At 73.3% G+C, this 12,610-nt stretch carries 11 protein-coding genes; 6 read left to right on the plus strand and 5 right to left on the minus strand.

Going from position 1 to position 12,610, the window contains the following annotated elements:
- The first annotated feature begins 61 nt into the window (after positions 1 to 61).
- From glmU to pth, 4 genes are all read left to right on the plus strand, one after another.
- Positions 62 to 1,525 (plus strand): bifunctional UDP-N-acetylglucosamine diphosphorylase/glucosamine-1-phosphate N-acetyltransferase GlmU, encoded by a 1,464-nt coding sequence (gene glmU, locus WA788_RS02560; protein WP_335971022.1) that lies wholly within the window; start codon positions 62 to 64, stop codon positions 1,523 to 1,525.
- 145 nt (positions 1,526 to 1,670) lie between these two features.
- Positions 1,671 to 2,648, plus strand: coding sequence for a ribose-phosphate diphosphokinase (locus tag WA788_RS02565; protein WP_335971024.1), 978 nt, complete (start codon positions 1,671 to 1,673; stop codon positions 2,646 to 2,648).
- Positions 2,649 to 2,860: 212 nt separating this feature from the next.
- On the plus strand, positions 2,861 to 3,475 hold the full coding sequence (locus WA788_RS02570; RefSeq protein ID WP_335971025.1) for a 50S ribosomal protein L25/general stress protein Ctc: 615 nt from the start codon (positions 2,861 to 2,863) through the stop codon (positions 3,473 to 3,475).
- A 156-nt stretch (positions 3,476 to 3,631) separates the two neighbouring features.
- Complete coding sequence (gene pth / locus WA788_RS02575; RefSeq protein ID WP_335971027.1) at positions 3,632 to 4,225, plus strand: aminoacyl-tRNA hydrolase; 594 nt, start codon at positions 3,632 to 3,634, stop codon at positions 4,223 to 4,225.
- A gap of 74 nt (positions 4,226 to 4,299) precedes the next feature.
- Here the strand turns inward: pth and WA788_RS02580 are convergent, their stop codons facing one another.
- Positions 4,300 to 4,665 (minus strand): VOC family protein, encoded by a 366-nt coding sequence (locus tag WA788_RS02580; RefSeq protein WP_335971030.1) that lies wholly within the window; start codon positions 4,663 to 4,665, stop codon positions 4,300 to 4,302.
- A complete protein-coding gene (locus WA788_RS02585) occupies positions 4,662 to 5,495 on the minus strand; it encodes a trans-aconitate 2-methyltransferase (RefSeq protein ID WP_335971032.1) in 834 nt (277 codons plus the stop codon). The genes WA788_RS02580 and WA788_RS02585 overlap by 4 nt, the downstream gene beginning before the upstream one ends.
- 132 nt (positions 5,496 to 5,627) lie before the next feature.
- On the opposite strand from WA788_RS02585, the gene WA788_RS02590 reads away from it, so the two are divergent.
- A complete protein-coding gene (locus WA788_RS02590) occupies positions 5,628 to 6,125 on the plus strand; it encodes a MarR family winged helix-turn-helix transcriptional regulator (protein ID WP_335971034.1) in 498 nt (165 codons plus the stop codon).
- On the opposite strand, the gene WA788_RS02595 is transcribed toward WA788_RS02590, so the two are convergent.
- Together WA788_RS02595 and ppc are read right to left on the minus strand one after the other, a co-directional pair.
- Positions 6,093 to 6,887, minus strand: coding sequence for a response regulator transcription factor (locus WA788_RS02595; RefSeq protein WP_335971035.1), 795 nt, complete (start codon positions 6,885 to 6,887; stop codon positions 6,093 to 6,095). The two genes, WA788_RS02590 and WA788_RS02595, sit on opposite strands and share 33 nt — an antisense overlap.
- Positions 6,888 to 7,211: 324 nt before the next feature.
- On the minus strand, positions 7,212 to 9,944 hold the full coding sequence (ppc, locus tag WA788_RS02600) for a phosphoenolpyruvate carboxylase (RefSeq protein ID WP_335971037.1): 2,733 nt from the start codon (positions 9,942 to 9,944) through the stop codon (positions 7,212 to 7,214).
- A 200-nt stretch (positions 9,945 to 10,144) separates the two neighbouring features.
- Between ppc and WA788_RS02605 the strand changes: the two genes are divergently transcribed.
- On the plus strand, positions 10,145 to 11,476 hold the full coding sequence (locus WA788_RS02605; RefSeq protein ID WP_335971038.1) for a sensor histidine kinase: 1,332 nt from the start codon (positions 10,145 to 10,147) through the stop codon (positions 11,474 to 11,476).
- A 125-nt stretch (positions 11,477 to 11,601) separates the two neighbouring features.
- Here WA788_RS02605 and WA788_RS02610 read toward each other — a convergent pair whose 3' ends face one another.
- The gene (locus WA788_RS02610; protein ID WP_335971039.1) at positions 11,602 to 12,510 is read right to left on the minus strand and encodes a DivIVA domain-containing protein; all 909 of its coding nucleotides are present in this window, start codon (positions 12,508 to 12,510) and stop codon (positions 11,602 to 11,604) included.
- Positions 12,511 to 12,610 lie beyond the last annotated feature (100 nt).

A 12,610-nucleotide genomic window follows, 5' to 3' on the forward strand; every position in this document is an offset into this window, starting at 1 on the left:
CCACCCCTCGGTAAGCTGCGGTTGTCCGCCACCCGAAGCCCACAAGCCGAGGAGTCTCCGCGTGAGCCCCAACCGCCCGGCTGCCGTCGTCATCCTCGCCGCGGGTGAGGGCACCCGCATGAAGTCGGCCACCCCCAAGATCCTGCACTCGATCTGCGGCCGTTCGCTGATCGGGCACGCCGTCGCCGCGGCCCGCGCGCTGGACCCCGAGCACCTGGTGGTCGTCGTCGGCCACGGGCGCGAGCAGGTCACCGCGCACCTCGCCGAGCAGGACCCGCAGGCGCTGACCGCCGTGCAGGAGGAGCAGCTCGGCACCGGCCACGCGGTGCGCGTGGGCCTGGCCGAACTCACCCGGGGCGGCGGCGCCGTGGACGGCACCGTGGTGGTGACCTACGGCGACGTGCCGCTGCTGACCGCCGAGACGCTGGCCGACTTCACCGCCGCGCACCGCGCCGAGGGCAACGCCGTCACCGTGCTGACCGCCCAGGTGCCCGACCCGACCGGCTACGGGCGGATCGTGCGCGGCTCGGACGGCCAGGTCACCGCGATCGTCGAGCAGAAGGACGCCACCGAGGCGCTGCGCACGGTCAAGGAGATCAACTCCGGTGTGTACGCCTACGACGGGCGGCTGCTCGCGGAGGCGCTGGGCAAGCTCACCACCGACAACGCGCAGGGTGAGGAATACCTCACCGACACCCTGGCGATCCTGCGCGACGCCGGCCACCGGGTCGGCGCCTACGTCGCCGCGGACCACCACGAGATCGCCGGGGTCAACGACCGGGTGCAGCTCGCGCGGGCCCGCCGGGCGCTCAACGACCGCCTGCTGGAGGCGGCCATGCGCGCCGGGGCCACCGTCGTGGACCCCGCCAGCACCTGGATCGACGTCACCGTCACCCTGGAGCCCGACGCGCTGGTGCACCCCAACACGCAACTGCTGGGCGCCACCAGCATCGCGGCGGGCGCCGAGGTCGGCCCGGAGTGCACGCTCACCGACACGTCGGTGGGGCCGGGTGCGAGGGTCACCCACGCGGTCGCCGACCACGCCGAGATCGGCGCCGGGGCGTCCGTCGGCCCGTACGCCTACCTGCGGCCGGGCGCGAAGCTGGGCGCGAAGGCCAAGGCGGGCACGTACGTCGAGATGAAGAACGCCTCCATCGGCGAGGGCACCAAGGTGCCGCACCTGAGCTACGTGGGCGACGCGACCATCGGCGACCACACCAACATCGGCGCCGCCACCGTCTTCGTGAACTACGACGGCGAGCACAAGCACCACACCGTCATCGGCAGTTACTGCAAGACCGGCGCGGACAACATGTTCGTCGCCCCCCGGGTGATCGGCGACGGCGTCTACACCGCGGCCGGCTCGGTGATCACCAAGGACGTGCCCTCCGGTTCGCTGGCCGTCGCCCGCGGCCAGCAGCGCAACATCGAGGGCTGGGTGGCCCGCAAGCGCCCTGGCAGTGCCGCTGCGCAGGCGGCCGAACGCGCACAGCAGCAGGGCGAGGAGCCCGGCGCACAGGACTGAGTGAGGGTCGTCTCATCGGCCGGACGTGAGGTGCACAGGTGCGCCGGATGGGGCGTACCGTGTGTGGTGCACACAATTCCGCCAGCCCGTCCGACACTGGGCGGCGCTGTGCCGAACACCAGTCGAACACCAAGGAGACGGTGCAGTGACCGGGATCAAGACGACCGGTGAGAAGAAGCTGATGCTCTTCTCCGGCCGCGCCCACCCCGATCTGGCGGAGGCGGTGGCACACGAGCTGGGGGTCGAGCTCGTGCCCACCCGGGCTTTCGACTTCGCCAACGGCGAGATCTACGTGCGGTTCGAGGAGTCGGCCCGCGGCGCCGACTGCTTCCTGATGCAGAGCCACACCAGCCCGATCAACCAGTGGATCATGGAGCAGCTCATCATGGTGGACGCGCTCAAGCGCGCCTCCGCCCGGAGCATCACCGTGATCGTGCCCTTCTACGGTTACGCCCGGCAGGACAAGAAGCACCGCGGCCGCGAGCCGATCTCGGCCCGGCTGATGGCCGACCTGTTCAAGACCGCGGGCGCCGAGCGCATCCTCACCGTGGACCTGCACACCGACCAGATCCAGGGCTTCTTCGACGGCCCGGTGGACCACATGATGGCGCTGCCGGTGCTGGCGGACTACGTCGGCGCGAAGGTGGACCGCGCCAAGCTCACCGTGGTCTCCCCGGACGCCGGTCGGGTGCGGGTCGCCGACCGCTGGTGCGACCGGCTGGGCGCGCCGCTGGCGATCGTGCACAAGCGCCGCGACCCGGACGTCGCCAACCAGGTGAAGGTCCACGAGGTGGTCGGCGACGTCAAGGGCCGGGTGTGTGTGCTGGTCGACGACATGATCGACACCGGCGGCACCATCTGCGCCGCCGCGGACGCGCTGTTCGCCAACGGCGCGGAGGACGTCATCGTCACCGCCACGCACGGGGTGCTGTCCGGTCCGGCCGCGGACCGGCTGAAGAACTCCAAGGTCAGCGAGTTCATCTTCACCGACACGCTGCCGACGCCGGCGGAGACCGACCTCGACAAGATCACCGTGCTGTCGATGGCGCCGACCATCGCCAACGCGGTGCGCGAGGTCTTCGAGGACGGCTCGGTCACCAAGCTCTTCGAGGACGCGCACTAGTCCGTCGCCGCTGCACAGCGTCGTCCCGCCTGCCGGGCGCCCGCGGATTTCGCTCCGGGCCCTTCCCACCGTTACGCTGTCGAGGTTGCTCGGCGAGGGAAGGGCCCGGACGCATGTCCGCCGCACCTCCGTTATCGACGCGCTCCTCGTGCAGGATCGGCCCGTCGCGGCCGGGCGACCGTACTGCCCGCCCTTACGAGGAGCCGATTCCCATGGCTGAAGTGAAGATCCCCGCCCAGGTGCGTACCGAGTTCGGCAAGGGCGCCGCCCGCCGGGTGCGCCGCGCCAACCAGGTCCCCGCGGTCGTCTACGGCCACGGCGCCGACCCGCGGCACGTCACGGTCCCCGGCCACGAGCTGCTGCTCGCGCTGCGCACCCCGAACGTCCTGATCGCGCTGGACATCGACGGCTCCTCCGAGCTGGTCATCCCCAAGGCCGTACAGCGCGACCCGCTGAAGGGCTTCATCGAGCACGTCGACCTGCTGGCCGTCAAGCGCGGCGAGAAGGTCACCGTCGAGGTGCCGGTCACCGCCGAGGGCGAGCCGGCCCCGGGCGGCAACCTGCTGGAGCACGTGCTCAACACGCTGTCGGTCGAGGCCGAGGCGACCCACATCCCCGAGGCGTTCACCGTCTCCGTCGAGGGTCTGGAGGCGGGCGCGTCCATCCTGGCGAAGGACGTGGCGCTGCCGAAGGGCACCTCGCTGGTCACCGAGGAGGACGCCGTGGTGATCCAGGTCGTCTCCGCGCAGGCCGAGGCGCCCGCCGAGGGCGAGACCGAGGCCGAGGGCGAGGGTGCCGCCGAGGCGCCCGCCGCGGACGAGAGCTGAACCAGATCGCGTCGGCCGCCGTCGTACCTCCGGGTGCGGCGGCGGCCGTTTGCGTGCGGTGTCCATGCGGCGTCCATGCGGTGTGTAAGGACCGCCGGCCAGGGTGTGCGCCCCTTACGGTTCTACGGTGTACGGCGACTGCTTTCGGAGATGTGGATGAGCGACAGCACAGGGCCCTGGATGGTGGTGGGCCTGGGCAACCCGGGGCCGGAGTACGCCGGCAACCGGCACAACATCGGCTTCATGGTGGCGGACCTGCTCGCCGAGCGGATGGGCGGGAAGTTCAAGCGGGCCCACAAGGCGCAGGCGCAGGTGGTCGAGGGCAGGATCGGGCCGCCCGGTCCGGCGAGCGCGCGGGTGGTGCTGGCCAAGCCCATGTCGTACATGAACCTGTCCGGCGGGCCGGTCACCGCGCTCAAGGAGTTCTACAAGGTGCCGACCGACCGCATCATCGCGGTCCACGACGAGCTGGACATCGACTACCCCACGCTGCGGCTCAAGCTCGGCGGCGGTGACAACGGGCACAACGGCCTGAAGTCCATCACGAAGTCGCTCGGCGCGAACTACCTGCGGGTGCGGGCCGGGATCGGCCGTCCGCCCGGGCGGATGGACGTGGCGGCCTTCGTCCTCAAGGACTTCTCCTCGGCCGAGCGCAAGGAGCTGGACTGGTTCGTGGACCGGGCCGCCGACGCGGTCGAGGAGCTCGTGACCGAGGGGCTGGAGCGCGCGCAGAGCCGCTACAACAACTGACCCCCGTACCGGCCCCGGCCCGGCCGCCGTCGCACACGGCGGCCCGGCCGGACCGGAGGGGGAGCGGTCAGGGTTCAGACGGTGGTCGGCTCCAGGAACTCCAGCCGGTTGCCGACCGGGTCCTCGGTGTGGAACCGCAGGTGTCCGGGCAGGTCGTAGTCCCATACGACCGGCACGCCGTGCTCCTTGAGGGTGGCGGCGAGGTCGTGGATGCGGTCGACGCGCAGGCCGGGGTGCGCCTTGCGGGCCGGCCGGAACTCCTCCTCGATGCCCAGGTGCAGCACCGCGCCGCCCGCCGAGAACCAGCAGCCGCCGCGCCCGGCGAGCACGGGGGGCTTGGCCAGTTCGGTCATGCCGAGGACGCCGGTGTAGAAGGCGCGCAGCCGCGGTTCGCTGCCGGGCGGCGCGGCCAGTTGGACGTGGTCGAGGCCGACGATCACCGGGCGGCCTCCGGGGCGCCGGCGCGGGCGATGGCGAAGATCCGGCGGAACGGGAAGACCGTGCCGTGCGGGCCGGCCGGGTACGCCTTGCGCAGCAGGTCGCGGTACTGGGCGACGAACTCGCGGGCGGCGGCCGGGTCGTCCTCCAGCGCGGTGAGCACCGGGCGCAGCGCGGTGCCCTTCGTCCAGTCCAGCACCGGGTCCTCGCCCTGGAGCAGCTGGACGTAGGTGGACTCCCAGGCGTCCACGTCGGTGCAGCCGATCTCGGTCAGGCGCTCCAGGTACTCCGCGGGGGAGAGGATGTGCACGTAGCGGCGGCCGTGTCCTTCGAGGCGGGCACGCCAGCGCGGGGTGTCGCACAGCTCGGCGAGCAGGGCGTGGCTGGGCGCGGTGAAGTTGCCGGGCACCTGGAAGGCGAGCACGCCGCCGGGGGTGAGGTGCGCCAGCCAGGAGGGGAAGCGGTCGGCGTGCCCGGGCACCCACTGGAGCGCCGCGTTGGACACGATCAGGTCGAACGGCTCCTCGGGTGTCCACACCGCCGCGTCTGCCCGCCGGAAGTCGAGTGCGCCGCCGCCGGGGGTCGGGCCGGCGTGTTCGCGGGCGGCTTCGAGCATGTCGGGCGAGCTGTCGAAGCCGGTGATGTGCGCGCCGGGCCAGCGGTCGGCGAGCAGTGCCGTCACGTTGCCCGGCCCGCAGCCGATGTCGGCGATCCGGGGCGCGTCGCCGCCGGGCACGTCGGTGATCCGGGCGAGAAGATCGAGGAAGGGGCGGGTGCGATGGGTGGAGTGCCGGAGATACTGGTACGGGTCCCACGTCGGAGCTGCTGGCATCGTTCGTACTCCCTGGATGGTGCGGAGCCGGCGAAAACGGAGAGCAAGGTTCTGCCCTTCACCTTCAGACTGCTCCCAGAGATATCTTGATGTCAAGAGACTTCATGTCGACAGACCTACTACACTGAGCGCATGGAGGACGAGGTCGACCGGCTGGTCGCTGCATGGCGCCGAGAGCGCCCCGACCTCGACGTGGAGCCGCTCGAGGTGCTCAGCCGGGTCAGCCGGCTCGCCCGGCACCTGGACCGCGCCCGGCGGATCGCCTTCGCCGAACACGGGCTGGAGCCGTGGGAGTTCGACGTGCTGACCGCCCTGCGCCGGGCCGGCGAGCCGTATCAGCTCTCGCCGGGGCAGCTGCTGACCCAGACCCTCGTCACCTCCGGCACCATGACCAACCGGATCGACCGGCTCGCCAAGAAGCAGCTGGTCGAGCGGCGGCCCGACCCCAACGACCGGCGCGGCGTGCTGGTCCGGCTCACCCCGCAGGGCCAGGACCGCGCCGACCGCTCGCTGGCCGGACTGCTCACCCAGGAGCGCGCGATCCTGGGCGACCTCACCGACCGGCAGCGCGTGGAACTCGCCGGGCTGCTGCGGCAGCTAACCGCGCCGTTCGACAACGTCCCCGGCTGACGGCAGCAGCTCCACCGGCCCCACCCCGGCCCGCCGGGCCAGCGCGACCGCGGCGAGCGTGGAGTGCACCCCGAGCTTGCCCAGCACGTTCTGCATATGGGTGCGGACCGTGTGCGGAGACAGGAACAGCCGCTCGGCGACCGCCTTGCGCCCCAGCCCCGCCACCATGCAGCGCAGCACCTCCTGCTCGCGCGGCGTCAGCGACTCCACCAGCTGCTCGCTCTCGGTACGGTGCCGGCGCGCCGCGGTCAGCTCCCGCAGCACCCCGGTCAGCAGCGCCGGCGGCAGGTGCGTCTCGTCGCGCAGCACCCCGCGGACCACCGCGAGCAGCCGCGACAGCGAGCAGTCCTTCGCCACCCAGCCGGACGCGCCGGACTGAAGGGCCCGCGCGGCGCGCACCGGGTCGTCCCGCTCGGCGAGCACCACGGTACGGGTCCCCGGGTAGGCGGCCCTGATCCGCTCCACCAGCGCGAGGCCGTCGAGCACCGGATCACGCGGCTCCAGCGGCCGCGGCTGCGACGGCACGGCCGGCGGCACCGCCGCCAGCGTCACCGGCGGGGGCTGACCCGCGCCGAGGTCCGCGTCGACCAGCAGGACGTCGTAGCGCCGCCCGTCGGCGGCCGCCCGGTCCAGGCAGCGCTGTGCCGCGGCACCGCTGCCGGCGGCGGACACATCGACGTCGGGCTCGGCCGCGAGCGCGGCTGCGAGCGACTCGGCGAAAATACGATGGTCGTCGACGACGAGGACCCGGATACGACCCACGGACACCACTCCCGATTCACGGCGCTCCCCCAAGTGGCGGTGGGCAACCGCCTCGCGTGGAGCCCGGCGCCCGGGCACGGACCGCCGTCCCTGCCCGGGCGCCGGACCCCGTGCGTCTCGCCCCCTGATACCCGCCGGCCCCCACCGGCGTTGTTGAAAAGCGTAGGGGCTCATCCGGGTTATGGAGCCGCCTTGACCGAAGTTACCGGTCGGCATTTTTAGCTACGCGCGTCACCCGGGAAAGGCGGAGTGCCGCTGGTCGCGGCCCCGCCCCGCCCCGCCCGCCGTCCGGGCCGGTGCGGGGCGAGGCCGCGCGCCGGGCGGTCAGCCGGTGTTGCGCAGCCCCGCGGCCACCCCGTTGACCGTCAGCAGCAGGGCGCGGGCCAGTAGCGGGTCCGGCTCCTCACCGCGGGCGGCCGCCGCGCGCTGGCGGGCCAGCAGGGTCACCTGGAGGTAGGAGATCGGGTCCAGGTACTGGTCGCGGATGTGGAACGTCTGCGCCAGCTCCGGGCTCCCGGCGAGCAGTTCGGACTCGCCGGTGAGCCGCAGCACCTCGCGCACCGTCAGCTCGTGCTCCGCCTCGATCGTGGCGAACACGTGCTTCAGCTCGTCGGGCACCAGGGTGTCGACGTAGTGGCGGGCGATCCGCAGGTCCGTCTTGGCCAGCGTCATCTCGACGTTGGACAGGAAGTTGCGGAAGAAGTGCCACTGGCCGTGGGCCTCCTCCAGCACCGCGTCCAGGCCCGCCTCGCGCGCCGCCTTCAGGCCGGAGCCGACACCGAACCAGCCCGGCACGATCTGCCGGGACTGGGTCCAGCCGAAGACCCACGGGATGGCCCGCAGCCCGTCCAGCCCCGCGCCGGAGTCCGGCCGGCGGGACGGGCGCGAGCCCAGGTGCAGCTCGCCGAGCTGGTCGACCGGGGTGGAGGCGAAGAAGTACGGCGGCAGGTCCGGGTCCTCGACCAGCTCGCGGTAGGCGGTGTGCGCGGCGTCGGAGACGATGTCCATCGCCGCGTCCCACCGCGCCAGCGCCTCGTCGGACTGCCGCGGCGCGGTGTGCAGCGCCGACGCCTGGAGGGTGGCCGCGACCGTCAGTTCGAGGTTCTCCCGGGCGAGCGAGGGGATCAGGTACTTGTCCGAGATCACCTCGCCCTGCTCGGTCACCTTGATCTCGCCCTCCAGGGTGCCCCACGGCTGGGCGAGGATCGCGGTGTGCGAGGGGCCGCCGCCGCGGCCGACGGTGCCGCCGCGGCCGTGGAAGAGCCGCAGCCGCACCCCGTGCCGGTGCGCGACGTCGCGCAGCCGGCGCTGCGCGCGGTGGATCTCCCACTGCGAGGTGGTGATGCCGCCGAACTTCGAGGAGTCGGAGTAGCCGAGCATGACCTCCTGCACGTCGCCGCGCAGCGACACCAGCCGCCGGTAGGAGGGGTCGGAGAGCATCTCGTCGAGCAGCTTGTCGGCGATCTTCAGCTCGTCGGTGGTCTCCAGCAGCGGCACGATGCCGATCTTGGCGACCCCGGCGTGCAGGTCGATCAGCCCGGCCTCGCGGGCCAGCACCGCGGCGGCGAACACGTCGTCCGAGCCCAGGCACATGGAGATGATGTACGACTCCACGACCTCCGGGCCGAACCGCTCGAACGCCTCGCGGATGGTGTGGAAGACGCCCAGCGTCTTCGCGCCCGCCGCGTCCAGCGGTGCCGGGCTCGGCGCCAGCGGGCGGCGCGAGCGCAGCTCCTTGGCGAGCAGCTTGCGGCGGTAGTCGCGCGGCATGTCGGCGTACCGCCAGGACTCCTCGCCCAGCCGGTCGAAGAGCTGGCCGAGCGCGTGGTGGTGCGCCTCGGCGTGCTCGCGCACGTCCATGGTGGCCAGCTGGAGGCCGAACGCGGCCAGCGTGCGGATCGTCCGGTCGGTGCGGCCGTCGGCGATCAGGCCGCCGCGGTGGGCGCGCAGCGAGTCCTGGATCAGTTGCAGGTCGGTCAGCAGCTCGGTGCTGCCCAGGTAGTCCCGCCCGGGCACGTGGGCGGTGCCGCCGGCCAGCCGCTCGCGGGTGTTGACGAGCTTCTGCCGGATGCAGGTGGCCTTGAGCCGGTAGGGCTCCTCGGCGTTCAGCCGCTTGTAGCGCGGGCTGATCTCCGGCAGGGCCACCAGGTCGTTGGAGAGCGAGTCCAGCAGCTCCTGGCTGGCGCCGGAGTTGCGGATGGAGTTCGACAGCGCGCCGCGCAGGAAGTCGACCAGCTCCAGCGCGTCGGTGATGCCGTGCTCGTGCTGGAGGATCAGCACGTCCCACGTCACCTCGGGCGTGACGTTCGGGTTGCCGTCCCGGTCGCCGCCGATCCAGGTGCCGAAGGTCAGCGGGCGGGTCTGCGGCGGCAGCGGCACACCGACCCGCTCCAGCTCCGCGGCCAGGTCCTCCAGCACGTCGCCGACCGCGACGGCGTGCAGCTCGTCGAGGTAGTAGATCGCGTTGCGGGCCTCGTCGGCCGGCTCCGGGCGGACCACCCGCAGCTCGTCGGTCTGCCACAGCAGGTCGATGTTCTCGGCCAGCCGCAGGTCCGCGCGCCGCCGGTCGCCGGAGGAGACCGGGGCCTCGTCCAGCAGCTCCGCGATCCGGCGCAGCTTGTTGAGCACCGAGCGGCGGGCGGCCTCGGTGGGGTGCGCGGTGAAGACCGGCCGCACGTTGAGGTTGCGCACGCTCTCGCGCACGTGCTCCGGGTCGCCGTCCTTGAGCAGGTCGGCGGTCTGGGCGAGCAGGCTGCCCTCGTTGGCCCGGCGGGCGCGCAGGTCGCGGCCGCGGTGCACCTGCTCGGTGACGTTGGCCAGGTGGAAGTAGGTGGAGAAGGCGCGGACCAGCTTGGCCGCGGTCTCCAGATCGGTCTCGCCCAGCAGGGCGGCGGCGGCCTCGCCGTCGCTGCGGGTCAGTGCGCGTACCTTCTCGACCAGGTCGAGAAGTTCCTGGCCCTCCTGCCGGACGAGCGTGCCGCCCAGCAGCTCGCCCAGGCGTCGGATGTCGGCGCGCAGGGCGGTGCTGCTGGCCGGTGGGGTGTCGGCGCTGCTCACAGGTGCGGCTCCTTGTGCAGTGGAATGGGCGACGGCTTGGGATACGAGTGGGTACGAACTCGGGGTACGGGGACTCGCGGACCGCGCTGTCCGACCGCTCCAGGATAGGTCTCGGGGCACTCGGCGAGACGGCCGGCCCATCAGGCGGACACTCGGGGCGCCCGGGCTCCACCGCCCGCTCACCGCCTACGCTGGACGCCATGAGTACGACGGGGGCGCGCGTACCGGGCGAGGAGGCCGAGCCGGGACAGGCACGGGCCTGGTCCGGCCTGTGGTGGTGGACCAGGCGGCGCAGTGTCGTGCTGGACGTGTCGCTGGCGGCGGCCTCGGCCCTGGAGTCTGCCTTCGAGGGCGCCGAGTTCACCGCGAAGGTCGGCATCCCCACCGGACTGGGCGCGCTGGTCGGGCTGCTGGTGGGCGCCACGCTGGTGCTGCGCCGCCGCTGGCCGATCGCGGTGGTACTGGTGGCGATCGCGGTCACCCCCGCGCAGACCGGCCTGATCCTGTCGCTGGTCGGCTTCTACACCCTGGCCGCGTCCGAGGTGCCGCGCCGGCTGACGGCCCTGCTGGCCGGCATGTGCGGCCTGGGCACCATGCTCGTCGCGTTCGTGAGCATCGAGTCCAGCGTCCGGCACTCCAGCAGCCGGCTCGGGCTGCCGCTGGTGCTGGCCATCTCGATCCTGGTCGCGGCCGGCCTCATCGCGCCGCCGGTGCTCTTCGGCCTGTACGTACGGGCCCGCCGCCGGCTGGTGGAGAGCCTGCGGGACCGGGCCGACGGCCTGGAACGCGAGCTGGAGCTGCTGGCCGAGAAGGCCGCAGAGCGGGCCGAGCGGGCCCGCGCCGCCGAGCGGGCCCGGATCGCCCGGGAGATGCACGACGTGGTCGCGCACCGGGTGAGCCTGATGGTGGTGCACGCGACCGCATGGAAGTCGGTGGCGCTCAAGGACGGCCGGAAGGCGTCGGAGAGCGCGGAGCTGGTGGGGGAGATGGGGCGGCAGGCGCTGACCGAGCTGCGGCAGATGCTCGGGGTGCTGCGCTCGGAGCCGGGGCCGTCCGCGGCGCCCCCCGCCGCGCCGCCCGTGGCCGGTGCGGTGGCCGGTGCGATGGCCGGTGTGGATGGCGGCGCCGACCACGAGGCCGACACCGGGCCGAGCCTGGCGGAACTCGCGCAGCTCGTCCAGGAGTCGAGGGCGGCCGGGATGGGCGTCGAGCTGGCGGTCGAGGGCGAGCAGCGGCCGTGCGGGCGGCGGATCGAGGCGACGGTGTACCGGGTGGTGCAGGAGGCGCTCACCAATGTGCGCAAGCACGCGGCCGGGGCGACGGCGCAGGTGCGGCTCGCCTACCGCGAGGCCGAGGTGGCCGTCCTCATCGTCAACGGCCCGGCCGAGCAGGCCGCCGCGGCGATCCCCGGCGGCGGGCACGGGCTGACCGGCATGCGGGAGCGGGTCACCGCCCACGGGGGCGGCTTCGCCGCGGGCCCCACGCCCGACGGCGGCTTCCGCGTCTCCGCGATGGTCCCGACGGCGGGCTGACGCGGCACGGCGGTTGGTGCGGCGGCTCATGCAGCGGTTCGTATGGCGTTTCCCCGCGGCACCCGGGCGGGGGCGCGAACAGGTGGACCGCGGTGCGGGTCGGGAACGGCGGGCCGTGGTGCGCGTCAGGGGCGGCCGGTGAGGTCCGAGAGGGTCGCGCGGATGTGCGCGAGGTGCGCGCGGACCTCGTCGCGGTGCAGTTCGTGCTCCCGCAGCACCCGCTCCGCGTCCCGGCGCACCCGCTCCTCATGGCTGCGGGCCTCCGCGATCAGCGTCTCGGCCCGGGCCTCCGCCTCGGCCTGCTGCGTCCGCAGCGCCGCCTCCGCGTCGGCCCGCTCCTGCTGCGCCTGCGCCAGCCGCCGTTCGGCGTCGGCGAGCAGGCCGGACAGCCGGCTGTCGATCACGGCCTGCTGCTCGGCGAGGTCCTGCTCCATGCCCGCCGTCCGCTCGCGCTGCTCCGCTTCGGCGGCCGCCCGGTCCCGGTCCACCTGCTGCCGCATCGCGTCGAGCGCCGCACCGGCCTCGCCCCGTACGGCGTCGGCCTCGGCGCGGGCGGCGCCCAGGATCTCCGCGGCGCGCCCGCACGCCTCGTCCAGGACCTGCTGGGCCTGGTCCTCGGCGGCGGCCAGCCGGGCGGACGCGGCCGCGCGGGCCTCGTCCTGGAGGGTGCGGCGGGCGGTGTCGGCGGCGTCCTTCGCGTACTGCGCCTCGACTTCGGCGCGTTCGCGTACCGCGGCGGCCTCCTCCTCGACCATCTGGAGCAGTTCCTGCGCGCCGGCGCCGAGCCGGGTGAAGTCGGTCGGCCCGAGCGCGGCGACCTGGCGGCGCAGGGCCTCGCACTCGGCCTCCATCTCGTTGGCGAGGACGGTCAGCCGGGCCGCCCGCTCCCACGCGGCGTCGCGGTCCTCCGACAACTCGTCCAGGAACCGGTCCACCTGGTCCGGCCGGTAGCCCCGGCCGCGCGCGGCCGCGAACCCCTCCCGCTCGCGCGGTCGCGCCGGACTCTGCGTCGATGCGGACGTATCACTGCTCATGGCCACTGCCCCTCGCGACGTCGGGCCGTTCCCGTGTTCCCATTTATCGCTTATGACCGAATTGTACGGTCCTCGACACTCCGACGGTCTCCGCCGCCCG

It is taken from the genome of Streptomyces sp. CA2R106 (genome assembly GCF_037034245.1).
Classification (GTDB): Bacteria; Actinomycetota; Actinomycetes; order Streptomycetales; family Streptomycetaceae; genus Actinacidiphila.